Source organism: Flavobacterium gossypii (assembly GCF_014138495.1).
GTDB classification, from domain to species: Bacteria; Bacteroidota; Bacteroidia; order Flavobacteriales; family Flavobacteriaceae; genus Flavobacterium; species Flavobacterium endophyticum.
Map to the genome: position 1 here is coordinate 41,658 of NZ_JACJIS010000003.1, position 14,876 is coordinate 56,533.

Consider the following 14,876-nt stretch of genomic DNA (forward strand, 5'->3'; position numbering starts at 1 on the left):
TTATGCTCTTTCTTTCCAGATAAATTTTCCCAAATCAAACAGGCTTTCTAACGGCGTCGTATCCAATATGTCAAAAGTTGCTTTTACCGCTTTTTCAATCATGATATCGGTCTTTTCAAATCCTTTTGATGTATCTTCCAGCCAAAACTTCAAAATAAATAAGAACTGAAGCCAAGCACCTTCAGAAAAAACCGGCCTTGTGATTTTTTTCACCTTGCTGTCTTTTTCGGTTTCACCTGACTTTAATATATCTACGATATAATCTTTAAAATGGTTTCGAAGCGATGCCAGCTGTTTTAAATTGCGGAGGCCTTCTTTGTTGTCTTTCAACGCATAAAAGATATAACTCCTGTTCAGCGTCAGGATTTCAAATAGCGTAAAATAAAGCGACAGCAATTTATTCCTGTTTTCATAGCTTGAATAATTGGAATCTTTTTGCAGCATACCGACTACGTTATCAAAAAACTTGACCCAGATAGCTTCTTTTACAGCATCTAGCGAATTAAAGAAAGAATAAAAATCGGCCTCTTCTATCGCGTGCTCTTTGCAAAAAAGGTACACATTTTTTGGAGCCTCATTCTTTTCTAGAACAGCATTCATATAGAGTCCGATCAATTGATCGTCGTCAATAAGCTGTTTTTTTGACTTTGGATTCTTTGCTGTTGCCATGATTCTTTTATCTTTTAAATTGTACAGTAAAGATACGTTTCAATTATTTCTGAAACATATAAACATCTGTTAAATATCTTTCAAAAAAATTGAACTATTCATTTCACAACCAAATAGATTAAGGCATAAAAAAGGCTGCCTTTATAGACAGCCTTTGCAATTTTATAGTGTACAGAATTTAGTTTTTCACCTCTTTTTGAGCGTCCTGAACCATTTTCTCATTTGCAGTAATCGCAAATTCAACACGACGATTCTGAGATCTTCCCTCTGGAGTATCATTTGTTGCAATAGGATCAGCAATTCCTAATCCTGTAGTATTAAATCTTGAAGCCGAGATTCCTTTGCTTGTTAAATAATTTTTTACAGAAGCTGCTCTTTCTCCAGACAATTTCAAATTGTAATCCGCTGGACCAGTACTGTCTGTATAACCATAAATCTGGATATTCGTGTCAGGGTATGAGTTAAACACAGATACCAATTTATCCAAATTAGCTTTTGCAGTTGCTGTTAAAGTAGATTTGTTCGTATCAAAACGCACAGCATTTTCATTCAATGTCAATTTGATTCCTTCACCTACTCTTTCTACCTCAGCACCTGGCAGGGCATTATCAATTTCTCTTGCCTGTTTGTCCATTTTGTTTCCGATAACGCCACCGACAGTTCCACCGACAACGCCTCCAAGAACAGCTCCAAGAGCCGTATTCCCGCCTTTACCTAAATTGTTCCCTAAGACACCACCTATTACGGCACCTGCCACAGCACCAATTCCAGCACCTTTTTGGGTATTATTTGTGTTTTTTACAGACTCACAGCTTGTAAAAAATGTACCTACAGCAAATAGGCATGCCAATGAATATATTGCAATTCTTTTCATATCGATTATTGTTTTTGGGTTAGTTTACTTTTGTAAATTGATATACGACATCAGTCAATTTTCCTCCTACATCAATCTTGTCAATCAATTGGAATGAACTTTCAGTCTGGTTTGCGACTGCCAATACATAACCGTCTCTGACTTTTTTTGCTTTTTCGCCAGCGTCAAGAACCTTAAGGACAAATTGTCCGTCTTTGTTAACGAACCATGTGATTGGCGAACTGAATGCTGGACATCCCGTTTTGGTCAATGCCATTTCTCCTTTATTATTATTAGAGATAAATTTCCAAGTACTTCCTACAAAACATTGAGAATCTGCAAGCTGGAATGAATTTACCTTAATGTATTCTGAGCCCGGATAGTTGACAGAGCTAATAACCCAATTTCCTTTTATCGCAACTTGCGAAGACCTATCCGTCTTGGTGTTTGTTATCGATGAAGTTTTGCAGGATGCAAATAGCACGGCAAATACTCCTAATAAGATTAATTTTTTCATAGATTGGTATTTTTAAAGTTTATTACACTACAAATATACAATGGAATGATTTTGAAATGTTAAAATTTCGATTTTATTATCTTAAAATTAACAATTCAGCCAATTTGTCATTCCAATACTATTTGGTATCCTATTTGAAAATAAAAATCTCGAAAATAATTAACAATATTAATATCAATAGTTTATGACAACAGGAAAAATTAATGTTTCGGTAGAAAACATTTTCCCGCTTATCAAAAAGTTTCTTTATAGCGATCATGAGATTTTCTTGCGCGAACTAGTATCGAACGCTACCGATGCTACCTTGAAGCTTAAACATCTGGCAAACATCGGCGAAGCGAAAGTTGAATATGGAAATCCGATTATCGAAGTAAAAATCGACAAAGAAGGAAAGAAAATCCATATCATCGACCAAGGTTTGGGAATGACAGCGGAAGAAGTTGAAAAGTACATCAACCAGGTGGCTTTCTCCGGTGCTGAAGAATTTCTTGAAAAATATAAAGATTCTGCCAAAGATTCAGGAATCATCGGACATTTCGGTCTTGGATTCTATTCTGCATTTATGGTGGCAGAAAAAGTCGAAATCATTACCAAATCTTTTAAAGACGAGCCTGCCGCACATTGGACCTGCGACGGAAGTCCAGAGTTCACGCTTGAGCCTGCTGACAAAACTTCTCGCGGAACAGAAATCATCCTTCATATTGCCGAAGATTCTCTTGAATTCCTAGAAGAAAATAAAATTTCTGGACTGTTGCAGAAATACAATAAGTTCATGCCGATTCCGATTAAATTCGGGACAACAACGGAAACGCTTCCAAAACCAGAAGATGCTCCAGAAGATTATGTAGCTGAAACTATTGAAGTGGACAACATCATCAACAATCCGAATCCAGCTTGGACAAAACAGCCAGCCGATCTTACGGAAGACGATTATAAAAATTTCTACAGAGAATTGTATCCGATGCAATTCGAAGAGCCGCTTTTCAACATCCATCTGAACGTAGACTATCCTTTTAACCTGACAGGAATTTTGTATTTCCCAAAAATGACAGGCGACCTGCAGATTCAGAAAGATAAAATCCAGCTGTACCAAAATCAAGTCTATGTAACGGATAATGTAGAAGGAATCGTTCCTGAATTCTTGACGATGCTTAAAGGCGTTATCGACTCGCCAGACATTCCGCTGAATGTTTCGCGTTCGTACCTTCAGGCTGACGGCGCAGTAAAAAAGATTTCCAATTACATCACTAGAAAAGTAGCCGACAAGCTAAAATCTTTATTCACTGAAAACCGTGAGGATTTTGAGCAAAAGTGGAACGACATCAAGATCGTATTGGAGTACGGAATGCTTTCTGAACCTAAATTCTATGAAAAAGCTGGCGCATTTGCCTTATATCCTACGGTAGATGACAAGTATTTCACGCTTGACGAACTAAAAGAAAAGACAAAAGATGCCCAGACCGATAAAAACGGAAATCTTGTGATTCTTTATGCCTCTAACAAAGATGCGCAGCACAGCTATATTGCCGAGGCCAAAGCCAAAGGCTATGAAGTACTGCTTTTAGACTCGCCGATTATCTCGCACTTGATCCAAAAGCTGGAAGCTGACAACGAAAAGCTGACATTCACACGTGTAGATTCGGATCATATCAACAACTTAATTAAAAAAGACGAAGAAACGATTTCTAAGCTTTCTGAGGAAGAAAAAGAAAAATTAAAAACCGAATTGGAAAGTGTTATTTCAGATAAGAAATATTCTGTGCAATTAGAAGCTTTAGACAGTCAGTCGGCACCATTCGTAATCACGCAGCCAGAATTTCTGCGCCGTATGAAAGAAATGAGTCAAACCGGAGGTGGCGGTATGTTCGGAATGGGGAATATGCCAGAAATGTACAATTTGGTGGTGAATACCAATCACGAATTAGCTTCCAACATTTTAAATTCTACTGACAAGTTGCACCAAGAAGCTTTAGTGAAACAAGCTCTAGATTTGGCAAAACTATCTCAAAACCTATTAAAAGGCGAAGAGCTGACCGCTTTTGTAAAGAGAAGTTTCGAACTGATCAAATAGTTTTTAGATTACTTATAAAAAGCAAACCTGCAAGTAAAATTGCAGGTTTTTTTATTGCTTACATTAGCACATTAAAAAAGGCGTCCAACCAACTGAACGCCCTTTTTAAAGAAACTTAACTAACTATTTTTTTACAATTTTTAAAGTGTTTTGATTTCCATCAGTATCTCTTGCTTTTACCAGATAGCTACCCGCTGAAAGCTGAGAAGTATTTACGTCAACCGACTTACTATCTCCGACTTGCTGCATTACTTTCTGTCCCAAATAATTATAAACCATTATTTCAGAAATAACAGCCTCCCCAGAAACCGTCAAGACATCGCCCACTGGATTCGGATAGGCTTTAAACTTGATGGCGTCTTTTTCATCCGTCCCTAAAATAACTGCCTGATAGGTTATTGTTACCTTCCACGTATTGTTCGCTACGCGATTGTATATTCCGTTACAGCCTGTCGTTCCATACGTTCTCCAGGCCCTTAGCTCAAATTGTACCGCGCCAGTCGCTCCGTTTGCAATAGTAAGATTAGAACGGTTGTATTGATAGGTTCCTGAAGTATCTCCCGCACCACTTGTTATGGCAGCTTCTTTCAAACCAGTCGTATTACACACTAAGATGGAACGCTGTTCTGACATAAATCCATCTGCAGCTGTCTGCATAGAATATGAAGTCGCTACAGAGGCAATTTGATAACCAGCAGGAACATTCACAGTCATTACCCCAGGGCATGCAGTATTTGAGGAAACAGTAATAGCTGTGCTGGTTGTTTTATCCGTAAGAATATCCCCAGTAGTATGCGTTGTAGTGAGCTGTCCTGTCGTAAAACTGGTAGGTCTCCATACTCCTTTATCTGTTGCACCGCAATTAGATCTCACCCAAAAATAATACAGCTGTCCTATGGTTAAATCGTTAAGCGTCAAGCTTGTTTGAGTAGACGCCACATTGCCTGTAGGTTCCGTATCGTTATTTGGAGCAGTAGCTGTCAATGAATAATAATAGTCATATCCATTGCTTGGCACAGATGGAGGAGCCGTCCACGAAACTGTCGCTCCCGATGCCGTAGTTACAGCTGATAATCCTGTCGGAGATGGGCATGTTGGCAGTATTTCGGCACTGGCGCCAAATAAGTTGAGAACACCCTCTTCAATTGAAGTTTTAGTAATCGTAATTCCAGAAATTTGCTTCGACTGGTTTGATGGCAAGATGGCTACTTCCATCTGATAGAGTCTTGGATTTCCAGAGGGACTTTCAACAACGTCATTGGCCAAATTTACTCTCCCTATACCCGAAATTGCTACAGGCAATGCAGATGAATTAAACCAATCCGGAACTGTGGAAGGACTTAATGCTTGGGTTGTATTGTCCGAAAAGTTAATTGTTCCAGAAATTGTCGCCGTACCGCTGCCAGAAGTCAGGAGTAAAAATAGTCGAGATCCTCTAAGCGGATTTGCAAAAACCAGAGTACCGCTTTCATTTTGTGTCGGAATTCGCAACACATTATTAGCCGAATAGGAAGCCATCTGAAATTGCAAGCCTGCAGTTGCCGTACTGTTTATCAAACCATTGATTGGCAAAGCCGTTGCCAAAGGAGTTCCTGCAGCCGTTGCTTGAAAATCTGCGGTAATAAAGGCAAAATTTGCATTATCTACCGCAATAGTCGTTGAGGATGTCGATAAGCCTATTCCGTTTGCTATAACATCTGCATTAAACCCTGAATTTACCTGAAAGGCAACAAATTCTTGTGCTTGAGAAAATAGGGTCAAAAAGAGGGAAGAAAGACATAGTAAAGTTTTTTTCATAAAAAGAAGTTTAGGTTGAAGAAAGAATTAAAAATCAACCATAAAGACTTATAATTATCATCTTTTTAGTTAATTTACTCGAAACTAATTCTTTTATTTATCAAAAAAAACTACATTTTATTCAAAAACCTATAATAAGAATTATAATCACAAAAAAGTTAAAATTGTAGTCAAAACAAAGCAATATGTCATCTAAAATTAAATTACTTCAAAAAACACGACAGTAGACTAGGAAGCCACTATAATTGTTTCATTTTCAATATAAAACTTATAAAAATAGGTTTGTGATTTTTCTTTTTAGCTTGGTTTTAATTCAAAATAAGATGAACAAACCAGAAGTGATTCATTCAATAATCCAAAGCAGGACGGGCTTGTCGGTTTGCTGCAGCTTTTTGTCCAAAACCCTCATAAAATCATCCGAAACTGCCGGGCAGCCCCAGCTTAAGGGAGCATACTTTGGGTAAATTTCTTTATCTGAAACAGCGCTCCAAGAATGCAGCACTACCACCCTATCTACCGCATTTTTGTTGGTTTCTTCCAATCCATGCAGCCAATATTTAATCTTGATTCCCCAAGTACTAGAATCCCTTTTGCCGATTTTATATTTGCCCTTTGAAGAGCAATGGCTATCGTCTTTATTACTGAATTTTGCCTTTTCCCATTTAGTATCGTTATCTTCTTTGACATCGCAGCTGCCGTGTGTGACGAGATTCTCATTGCTGATTTGGTTGGTCTTGAAATCATACACAAAAAATCGGTTCTTGCCAGAATGAATGCTCAAGTCGATCAGAAAATAATAACCTTCATTGAATTTTTTATCCTTGCAGAATTCCCTAGCCTCTTTATGAAACGCTGCATAATCGCGCTTCTTGACAATTTCCTCCGAAACTGCTACCGAAGATTTATCACAGCTTATAAATTGCAAGGCGACAAACAAGAGGATTTTGTGAATCATACAAAATGGGGGCTTTTAAGTTGAAAGTACATTATTATCTATTAACTAAAATCCTGTTAAAATAGTATCTTTTAATAGCAAAAAAACTTTTAGCAAAAAACTATGCTTTATCTTTGCCCGCTTTTAAAAATTGAAAGAATGTTTGGAAATAAAGTATTGAAAGGAGTTTTTCTTGTAGGCCTAGGCGCTACAAGCTACGGAATGCTGGCAACTTTTGTAAAAATGGCTTACGACCAAGGCTATACGACAGCCGAGGTTACTTCGTCGCAGTTTTTGTTCGGGATTATCGGAATTCTTATCATAAACGCTTTCCAAAAATCAAGAAAAGACAATGTCGTTATCAAAGCGACACGCAAAAATATCACCCACCTGATGATTGCCGGTACCTCTACAGGACTGACCAGCATCTTCTATTACCTTGCCGTTCGCTACATTCCCGTTTCAATCGGAATCGTATTGCTTATGCAGACGGTCTGGATGGGCGTTTTGCTTGAAATGTTTCTCGAAAAAAAGTTGCCTTCAACAACAAAAATAATAGCAGTAATTATCGTCTTGGCGGGTACTGCGTTGGCAACCAATCTTATTAATACCGAAGCTACCCTAGACTGGCGCGGTATTGCGTGGGGATTAATGGCTGCAGCCTCTTTCACGACCACTATGTTTACAGCCAACCGAGTAGCCTTAGGAATATCTTCGGCCCAAAGAAGCTTATACATGCTTTTGGGAGGTGGTATTATCGTACTCACTTTTGCGCTGATTACACAAAATACGCCTTTCGATGTCAGCATATTCTTAAAATGGGGAATCGTCCTTTCCCTATTTGGCACCATAATTCCTCCCATGCTTTTGAATGCTGGTTTTCCGCTTACCGGAATCGGATTGGGAAGTATCGTGTCATCGCTAGAACTTCCAGTTTCTGTGCTTATGGCCTTCTTCCTGCTGAATGAAGAAGTCGTATTGCTGCAATGGATAGGCATCGTGCTTATCATTCTGGCAATCGTCATCATGAACGTCAAATTCAAGAAGAAAGAAATTTAATCCTTTTGAAGCCAGAAATTGCCTAAATTCGTAAAAACGCTTTTATGGATTTACCTTGGCATTTATACCTGATGGCCTTTCTATATATTTTGGCCGGACTGAATCATTTCAGAAACCCTAAAATGTATGTCAGGATAATTCCTCCCTATTTTCCTAACCCAAAACTGCTAAATATCTTGAGTGGACTGGCAGAAATATGCTTCGGACTGCTTTTATGCCTGCCTGATTATTCCACATACGGAGCTTGCGGCATCATCTTTTTGCTTATTGTCTTCCTTCCCGCCCACATCCATATGCTACAAGACAAAAAGGCTAGTTTCGGATTGCCAAAATGGGTTTTGATACTACGTATCCCATTACAATTTCTGCTGATCTATTGGGCCTATTTATATATTTAGAAACCTTCGTACTTTTTTAAACGTATACAACAAAATAATTCCATTATTTTGCAGTGGCATTTTACCGTGCCGCCCCAATTAAAAAAAATACCACAAACCGTTTAAAATGAGAAGACTATCTCTAAAAACCACTATTGACATAACGTTCCTCGTTATTGTCGTTTGCTTTGCAATGTTGGCCTACTCCATCCACAACCGATCTCAATCTGTAAAGCAAAACAGAATTATTGTAAACCATACCAGCAACATCAACAGCGTATTAGAAAAAGTACTTTCTAGCACGATCGATATCGAAACAGGAACACGCGGCTATACCATTACGGGTGATGAGAATTATCTGGAAGTTTACAATCACGGACATAAAAACCTTGAAATTTGGATTGATTCGTTACGTTCCATGAACGAAACCGATGAACTACAGATCAAAAAGCTCGATACGCTTGAAAAGCTGATCGATTCCAAGAAAAAGATCAGCGCAATGGTCATCCAGGCCCGAAAAGAATCTGGCATGGAAAAGGCCGCAGAGATCGTAAAAAAAGGCCGTGGAAAGGAAGTCATGGATTCAATCCGAAAATCCATACGCGATTATCAAAATCAAGCAGTTTTGATATTGACTGAAAATCTAAGCCAGACAGAAGAAAACGTAAAGGCCCGAAACAATAATTTCTTTTTGTTTACAGGCATTACTTTTATCATCTTGATTTTTGCCTACATAAAAATCCGGCAGACTACGCAAAGGCTTCTTCTGGATAAGATTATCCAAGAAAACCTGATGGACGAGCTTACGATACAGAACCAACAGTTGAATGATTTTGCCAACATCACTTCGCACAACCTAAGATCGCCTGCCTCTAACATTACTGCCCTGATCGCTACCATCGAAGAAAACAGTCCGGTTGAAGAATACCGGATGATTTTCGACATGCTTAAGAAAGTAGCGCAGAACCTGAACGATTCCCTAAACCAATTGATGGAAGTTCTCCATATCAAAAAGAATAAGATTGTCGAAAAAGAACTATTGGCATTTCAAGAAATTTTCTCCAAGATTACCGAATCGCTGCAGGGCGAAATCCTGAAATCCGGCGCGATCATTAAGGCCGATTTCAAAGAAGTTCAAGAAATTGCGTATTCCAGAATCTACCTAGAAAGTATCTTCCACAACCTGATCAGCAATGCGATCAAGTATAGAGCAGAAGACAGGACTCCCGAAATTACGATCCGCTCTGAAAGAAAAAATAATATTGTTTATCTTTATGTCATCGATAACGGACTCGGAATTGACTTAGCCAAGAACGGCCACAAAGTTTTTGGCATGCACCAGATTTTCCATAACCATCCCGAAGCCAAAGGCATAGGGCTTTTCATGACGAAAACACAGATAGAAAGCATGAAAGGAAAAATCTCAGTAGCCAGCGAAGTCAATATCGGCACCACGTTTACCGTTATGTTTGGTACTTAAAAACTAAATACTACAGCCTATGAATGATATCGTAAGTTATTTTTCAACTATTCCCTCACTGCACCGAGGCCTTATTCTCGTTGGGGGTATTGCTATCTTTTGGATAATTGAAAATGCATTTCCCTTGTTTCGCTTCAATTATAAAAAATGGAACCACGCGGGAATCAATATCTTCTTCACGCTGACCACGATCGTCGTGAACTTCATCTTGGCTTTTATATTATTGCTTTCTTCAGAATGGGCCATAAAGAATGATTTTGGCGTCTTGCAATGGCTACCAGAACTGCCGCTTTGGCTCTATACGCTGATCGGCCTTCTGCTGCTAGACCTTATCGGCGCCTACCTTGCCCATTTAGTACAGCACAAGACCCGATGGCTGTGGCATTTCCATCTGATCCACCATACAGATACCTGGGTCGATACCACTACTGCCAACAGGCACCATCCCGGCGAAAGCTTTATCCGCTTTGTATTTACCGCCTTGGCTGTCTTGGTTGCAGGTACTCCGATGTGGCTTGCTTTTTTATACCAATCGTTGTCTGTCGTCTTTTCGCAATTCAATCATGCCAATGTTTCGATGCCTGAAAAATTAGACAAATACATCAGCTATATTATCGTTTCGCCAAACATGCATAAGGTACACCACCACTATATGCTACCTTATACCGATTCAAATTACGGCAATATCTTTTCTATCTGGGACAGGCTTTTCGGCACTTTCACCTCCCTTCCGAAAGAAGACATCATCTATGGCGTCGATACGCACATGCAGCCATCCGAAAACAACCGTCTTTCTAATTTGATCAAAATCCCGTTCCAAAAACACAGGTCGCCTCAAAACAATCCCAAATAAAAAAATTTATGCCTGCTTGAAAAAGTAATTATTTTTTTTCTTAATATTGATTAACAATTAAAAAACGTATACAACTATTTTATCTGAATTAATTTTCATGTAATGAAGAAAGGCAAAAACATTGAGCTGACTTGGGAGGAAAATGAAAAGCTTGTTACATTGGCTTTAGAAGAAAGAAATCCTTTTGAGATTATTAAAAAAGAGTTAGGATTAGCCGAAAAAGAGGTAATCGAAATTATGAAAAAGAAACTTACCGCAGATAAATTCGAGCTGTGGAAGAAGAAAGCAATGGCCAGCAAACCAAAACCAAAACCGCCCAAAATTGATGATTTTGACGATGATTTAGATGGCAAATACTACATCAAGAATAAATTTGATTAACATATATTACCCTTAAAAATATTCCGAAAAGGAATATTTTTTTTTGCCTTATCGCAAAATAATTTGAAACTAAAATTAATTTTATTTAAATTTGTATTAATAAAGTTAATATTTATATTAATTAATTTTAGTTTATGACACCAAAGCTTCCCATTCATTGCCCCAGCTGCAGCGATTCCCTTTTGGTCTCCCAGCTCAAGTGTGAGAATTGCCAGACTACCGTTTCGGGCCACTACTCGCTTCCCTTCTATCTCCAGCTTTCGGAAGAAGAACAAAACTTTATCCTCCAATTTTTCCTGACCAGCGGCAGCCTTAAAGAAATGGCTGTGCAGATGGGCAATAGCTACCCCACTGTCAGGAACAAGCTAGACGATATTATTGAAAAGATAAAAAAACTTAAATCTGAAAACCCATGAAAAAACTACTACTCAATCCTTTTGAAAACACTTCCGAAACAAAACTCCTTCTCTTTGGATTAGCACTGACAGCTGCTGGAAGCTATCTCGCCTATCTTTTCAATGGAAGATACGACGGCGTTATCGATCTCCATTTTGCCGGAACCGTAACCTTATTACAGCCTTTTCTAGACAACCTGATCAATATTGCCTGTCTAGCATCGGCCTTGTTTCTTACCGGAAAGCTAATCAACAAAAAGACCCGTTTTATCGACATCTTGAATCCGGCACTCATTGCTCGTGTGCCTTTTTACCTATTGACGCTTACAAACTTCAACAACTTTATTTCCGACATCACAGAAAGCCTACTTGAAAAGATAGACCTAAAAAATATGCCGACTGATATAGACATAGCGCCTTCAAGTGTTTTAATGCTCACCCTGTTTTCACTGCTTGCCATTATCTGCATCATCTGGTTTGTCATCCTGCTGTACAACGGCTTTAAGATTGCCGCCAACAGCAAGACAAGCCTGCATAAAGTATATTTTGCACTGTCGATTCTTGCGGCAGAAATCATTTCTGGAATTGCCATCTCACTTTTAAACTATTAGATCATGATCAAAAAAATACTTGCATTTAGCTTTGCCCTATTCTCGGCTATCGCTGCTTTTTCTCAAGAAAGCAAATTCACAACAGAAGAAATCGCTGTCAGTACTATGCTTAACGGAACTTTATACAAACCGGAAAAAGCATCCAAAAAAACAGACCTTATCATCCTGATTGCAGGTTCTGGTCCGACAGACAGGGACGGAAACCAGCCTGGAGCTTCAAGCAATTCTTTGAAATTTTTAGCTGAAGGATTGGCCAAAAAAGAATACGCCGTTTACAGTTTTGACAAAAGAGTGATTGCCGAAATAAAGTCAGGAAACCTTGACGAGTCCAAATCCAATTTTGACATCCTGATTCAAGACGTAAAGGATATCGTTTCCTATTTCAAGGCCAAAAAACAGTTCAGGAAGATTATCATTGCCGGCCATAGCGAAGGCTCTCTAATCGGGATGAATGCAGCCACAGCCAACACCGATGCTTTTATTTCGCTGGCAGGCGCCGGAAGACCTATTGACGAGGTTTTGGTAGAACAGATCGGAAAGAGGGCTCCTATGCTAAAAGAAGAAACCGCCAAAAGCCTTGAGCTGCTCAAAAAAGGAGAAACCTTTGAATCCAAAAACCCAATGCTGGCAGGCCTTTTCAGAAAAAGCGTACAGCCTTATATGATTTCTTGGCTAAAACACAATCCGCAAGAAGAGATAAAAAAACTTGCTATTCCGATTCTGATTATCAACGGAACCAAAGACATTCAAGTTTCAGTTCAAGATGCCGAGCTGTTGCACAAAGCCAATCCTAAATCAGAACTGGTGCTAATCGAAAACATGAACCATATCTTTAAAGAAATCAAGGGCGACGAGACGGAAAACATGCAAAGCTATACCAATCCAGACCTTCCGGTGATGCCCGAACTTATTGAAAAAATTACTATCTTTCTCAAAAAAGTGTAATTCTTTCTTAAATAAAACCTAAAGCTGTAACAAAAGACAAGCTCAAGGCACTTATCTAGGACAAAATAAAAGATAATGAGAAAAATAGTTTATTCACTGGCCGTTGCCGCATTGCTATGGAGCTGCAAGCCATCTGAAAATGTAGTTTCCAATACTGCAAAAAATGAAGTCCAGGTACAGATCGACCTTACCAATATCAAAGACGATAAAGTAATGGTCACGGTCACGCCGCCAGCGATTAAATCTGAAAAAATAACCTACCATCTTCCGAAAATAATCCCAGGAACCTATTCTGAAGATGATTATGGGAAGTTCCTAGAAAACGTAAAAGCCTACGACGCCAAAGGCAATACCTTGGTTGTAGCCAAAGTAGACGACAACTCATGGACGATCAGCGATGCCAAAAAGCTGGCCAAATTGACCTATTGGGTAAACGACACCTATGATATCGAAGGAACACACGATATCTTTTCGCCAGCCGGAACCAACATCGAGGCAGGAAAAAACATCATGCTGAACACCCACGGTTTTGTCGGCTATTTCAAGGAATTTATAGAAACGCCTTACCAAGTAAGCATTGCGCATCCGGCAACCTTATGGGGCGCCACATCGATGACCGACAAGGATGCTGCAGACACCAACGACGTATTCACGGTTTCCAGATACTCTGAGCTGGTAGAGAACCCAATTATGTATTCCAAACCAGACTACACTACGTTTACCGTAAACGGTATGGAAATCCTGATTGCTGTTTATTCTCCAAATGGCGTATTTACAGCCGAAAGCATCACGCCGGAAATGAAGACGATGATGACGGCCCAGAAAAATTTCTTGGGAAAATTCAATTCTACTAAAAAATACAGCGTGCTGATCTACCTGTCTGACACGTCCCGAAAAGACGCCCAAGGCTTTGGAGCGCTGGAGCATCCTACGGCCACTACTGTGGTAATGCCAGAAGCCATGCCAAAAGAACAATTGGCAGAACAATTGAAAGATGTCGTTTCGCACGAATTCTTTCATATCGTAACTCCGCTGACGATACACTCTAAAGAAATACAGTTTTTCGATTACAATAATCCTAAAATGTCAGAACATTTGTGGATGTATGAAGGCGTTACCGAATATTTTGCCAACCTGTTCCAAGTCAACCAAGGCTTGATTACAGAAGACGAATTCTACCAAAGGATGGCTACCAAGATTGCTAATGCCTCGACTATGGACGATACGATGCCATTTACCAAAATGAGCTCGTCAGTATTGCAAAAGCCTTACAAAGACCAATACCAGAACGTCTATGAAAAAGGTGCGCTGATTGCCATGTGCCTTGACATACAGATCCGCCAAGACAGCAACGGACAAAGAGGCATTCTTGACCTGATGCAGAAGCTTTCTAACGAATACGGAACTCAAAAAGCATTTGACGACACCGAACTTTTCGACAAGATCGAATCGCTGACTTCTCCTGAAGTAAGAAAGTTCCTCGATACCTATGTAGCAGGACCGACACCGATTCCGTACGATGTTTATTTCGCCAAAATGGGCGTTACCAAAGCAATGACCCAAGTTGCCGGCAATGTATTTCTTAAAGGACAGGAGCCGAATTTCTCGATAAACCCGCAGACCAAAGAAATCTATGTCCTTCCAGGCGCCGAGAATCTTGATTTCTACAAAAGCCTAGGCATCAAACCTAACGATATCATAAGTGAAATCAACGGTACCAAATACAATCTGGATAATATATACGACATGATTATTGGCAGTATCGCGTGGAAAGAAAACGACCCGATTACAGTAAAGATAAAGCGCGGCGGCAAAGAAATGTTGCTAAAAGGAACCGTAAAGCTTCCGCATGACGAAATTGAAGGCTTTCAGGCTACCGACGCCAGCAAGGCAAAACTTAGAGAGGCTTGGCTAAAAGGATAATTTAGCCTCTG

At 39.4% G+C, this 14,876-nt stretch carries 15 protein-coding genes; 10 read left to right on the plus strand and 5 right to left on the minus strand.

Translation table 11 applies throughout. The features are described 5' to 3' along the window. From GGR22_RS13150 to GGR22_RS13160, 3 genes are all read right to left on the minus strand, one after another. Nucleotides 1–669 (minus strand): TetR family transcriptional regulator C-terminal domain-containing protein, encoded by a 669-nt coding sequence (locus GGR22_RS13150; RefSeq protein ID WP_182494041.1) that lies wholly within the window; start codon nucleotides 667–669, stop codon nucleotides 1–3. Nucleotides 670–847: 178 nt separating this feature from the next. Further along, nucleotides 848–1,543, minus strand: coding sequence for an OmpA family protein (locus GGR22_RS13155; RefSeq protein ID WP_182494042.1), 696 nt, complete (start codon nucleotides 1,541–1,543; stop codon nucleotides 848–850). Nucleotides 1,544–1,562: 19 nt separating this feature from the next. Continuing rightward, a complete protein-coding gene (locus tag GGR22_RS13160) occupies nucleotides 1,563–2,039 on the minus strand; it encodes a lipocalin family protein (RefSeq protein WP_121376663.1) in 477 nt (158 codons plus the stop codon). A gap of 184 nt (nucleotides 2,040–2,223) precedes the next feature. Between GGR22_RS13160 and htpG the strand changes: the two genes are divergently transcribed. Beyond that, nucleotides 2,224–4,110, plus strand: a complete 1,887-nt coding sequence (gene htpG / locus GGR22_RS13165; protein ID WP_182494043.1) for a molecular chaperone HtpG — start codon at nucleotides 2,224–2,226, stop codon at nucleotides 4,108–4,110. Nucleotides 4,111–4,233: 123 nt separating this feature from the next. Here the strand turns inward: htpG and GGR22_RS13170 are convergent, their stop codons facing one another. Together GGR22_RS13170 and GGR22_RS13175 are read right to left on the minus strand one after the other, a co-directional pair. Further along, complete coding sequence (locus tag GGR22_RS13170; RefSeq protein ID WP_182494044.1) at nucleotides 4,234–5,907, minus strand: T9SS type A sorting domain-containing protein; 1,674 nt, start codon at nucleotides 5,905–5,907, stop codon at nucleotides 4,234–4,236. Between the two features lie 343 nt (nucleotides 5,908–6,250). After that, on the minus strand, nucleotides 6,251–6,862 hold the full coding sequence (locus GGR22_RS13175) for a murein L,D-transpeptidase catalytic domain-containing protein (RefSeq protein WP_121376666.1): 612 nt from the start codon (nucleotides 6,860–6,862) through the stop codon (nucleotides 6,251–6,253). A 138-nt stretch (nucleotides 6,863–7,000) separates the two neighbouring features. On the opposite strand from GGR22_RS13175, the gene GGR22_RS13180 reads away from it, so the two are divergent. The 9 genes from GGR22_RS13180 to GGR22_RS13220 all read left to right on the plus strand — a co-directional run bounded on the left by GGR22_RS13180 (nucleotide 7,001) and on the right by GGR22_RS13220 (nucleotide 14,865). Then, nucleotides 7,001–7,900 (plus strand): EamA family transporter, encoded by a 900-nt coding sequence (locus GGR22_RS13180; protein ID WP_121376667.1) that lies wholly within the window; start codon nucleotides 7,001–7,003, stop codon nucleotides 7,898–7,900. A gap of 44 nt (nucleotides 7,901–7,944) precedes the next feature. Then, nucleotides 7,945–8,298 carry a DoxX family protein gene (locus GGR22_RS13185; protein ID WP_182494045.1) on the plus strand — a complete coding sequence of 118 codons (354 nt, stop codon included), beginning with the start codon at nucleotides 7,945–7,947 and terminating at the stop codon, nucleotides 8,296–8,298. 106 nt (nucleotides 8,299–8,404) lie between these two features. Next, nucleotides 8,405–9,757: a sensor histidine kinase gene (locus GGR22_RS13190; protein WP_182494046.1), complete on the plus strand. Its 1,353-nt coding sequence runs from the start codon at nucleotides 8,405–8,407 to the stop codon at nucleotides 9,755–9,757. A gap of 19 nt (nucleotides 9,758–9,776) precedes the next feature. Further along, nucleotides 9,777–10,610 carry a sterol desaturase family protein gene (locus GGR22_RS13195; RefSeq protein ID WP_182494047.1) on the plus strand — a complete coding sequence of 278 codons (834 nt, stop codon included), beginning with the start codon at nucleotides 9,777–9,779 and terminating at the stop codon, nucleotides 10,608–10,610. A 102-nt stretch (nucleotides 10,611–10,712) separates the two neighbouring features. After that, nucleotides 10,713–10,991 (plus strand): DUF2805 domain-containing protein, encoded by a 279-nt coding sequence (locus GGR22_RS13200; RefSeq protein ID WP_121376670.1) that lies wholly within the window; start codon nucleotides 10,713–10,715, stop codon nucleotides 10,989–10,991. Between the two features lie 134 nt (nucleotides 10,992–11,125). Further along, nucleotides 11,126–11,407: a DUF2089 family protein gene (locus GGR22_RS13205; protein ID WP_182494048.1), complete on the plus strand. Its 282-nt coding sequence runs from the start codon at nucleotides 11,126–11,128 to the stop codon at nucleotides 11,405–11,407. Beyond that, the gene (locus tag GGR22_RS13210; RefSeq protein WP_182494049.1) at nucleotides 11,404–11,997 is read left to right on the plus strand and encodes a hypothetical protein; all 594 of its coding nucleotides are present in this window, start codon (nucleotides 11,404–11,406) and stop codon (nucleotides 11,995–11,997) included. Before GGR22_RS13205 ends, GGR22_RS13210 begins: the two co-directional genes overlap by 4 nt. A 3-nt stretch (nucleotides 11,998–12,000) precedes the next feature. Beyond that, on the plus strand, nucleotides 12,001–12,942 hold the full coding sequence (locus GGR22_RS13215; RefSeq protein ID WP_182494050.1) for an alpha/beta hydrolase family protein: 942 nt from the start codon (nucleotides 12,001–12,003) through the stop codon (nucleotides 12,940–12,942). 75 nt (nucleotides 12,943–13,017) lie between these two features. Next, nucleotides 13,018–14,865, plus strand: coding sequence for a M61 family metallopeptidase (locus GGR22_RS13220; RefSeq protein ID WP_182494051.1), 1,848 nt, complete (start codon nucleotides 13,018–13,020; stop codon nucleotides 14,863–14,865). Nucleotides 14,866–14,876: the final 11 nt, after the last annotated feature.

Bases quoted from the DNA above. Each gene is read 5' to 3' on its own strand.
- GGR22_RS13155 (WP_182494042.1), bottom strand. From the start codon at position 1,543: ATGAAAAGAATTGCAATATATTCATTGGCATGCCTATTTGCTGTAGGT.
- GGR22_RS13170 (WP_182494044.1), bottom strand. From the start codon at position 5,907: ATGAAAAAAACTTTACTATGTCTTTCTTCCCTCTTTTTGACCCTATTT.
- GGR22_RS13185 (WP_182494045.1), top strand. From the start codon at position 7,945: ATGGATTTACCTTGGCATTTATACCTGATGGCCTTTCTATATATTTTG.
- GGR22_RS13195 (WP_182494047.1), top strand. From the start codon at position 9,777: ATGAATGATATCGTAAGTTATTTTTCAACTATTCCCTCACTGCACCGA.
- GGR22_RS13190 (WP_182494046.1), top strand. From the start codon at position 8,405: ATGAGAAGACTATCTCTAAAAACCACTATTGACATAACGTTCCTCGTT.
- GGR22_RS13160 (WP_121376663.1), bottom strand. From the start codon at position 2,039: ATGAAAAAATTAATCTTATTAGGAGTATTTGCCGTGCTATTTGCATCC.
- GGR22_RS13200 (WP_121376670.1), top strand. From the start codon at position 10,713: ATGAAGAAAGGCAAAAACATTGAGCTGACTTGGGAGGAAAATGAAAAG.
- GGR22_RS13215 (WP_182494050.1), top strand. From the start codon at position 12,001: ATGATCAAAAAAATACTTGCATTTAGCTTTGCCCTATTCTCGGCTATC.
- GGR22_RS13175 (WP_121376666.1), bottom strand. From the start codon at position 6,862: ATGATTCACAAAATCCTCTTGTTTGTCGCCTTGCAATTTATAAGCTGT.
- htpG (WP_182494043.1), top strand. From the start codon at position 2,224: ATGACAACAGGAAAAATTAATGTTTCGGTAGAAAACATTTTCCCGCTT.
- GGR22_RS13205 (WP_182494048.1), top strand. From the start codon at position 11,126: ATGACACCAAAGCTTCCCATTCATTGCCCCAGCTGCAGCGATTCCCTT.
- GGR22_RS13180 (WP_121376667.1), top strand. From the start codon at position 7,001: ATGTTTGGAAATAAAGTATTGAAAGGAGTTTTTCTTGTAGGCCTAGGC.
- GGR22_RS13220 (WP_182494051.1), top strand. From the start codon at position 13,018: ATGAGAAAAATAGTTTATTCACTGGCCGTTGCCGCATTGCTATGGAGC.
- GGR22_RS13210 (WP_182494049.1), top strand. From the start codon at position 11,404: ATGAAAAAACTACTACTCAATCCTTTTGAAAACACTTCCGAAACAAAA.
- GGR22_RS13150 (WP_182494041.1), bottom strand. From the start codon at position 669: ATGGCAACAGCAAAGAATCCAAAGTCAAAAAAACAGCTTATTGACGAC.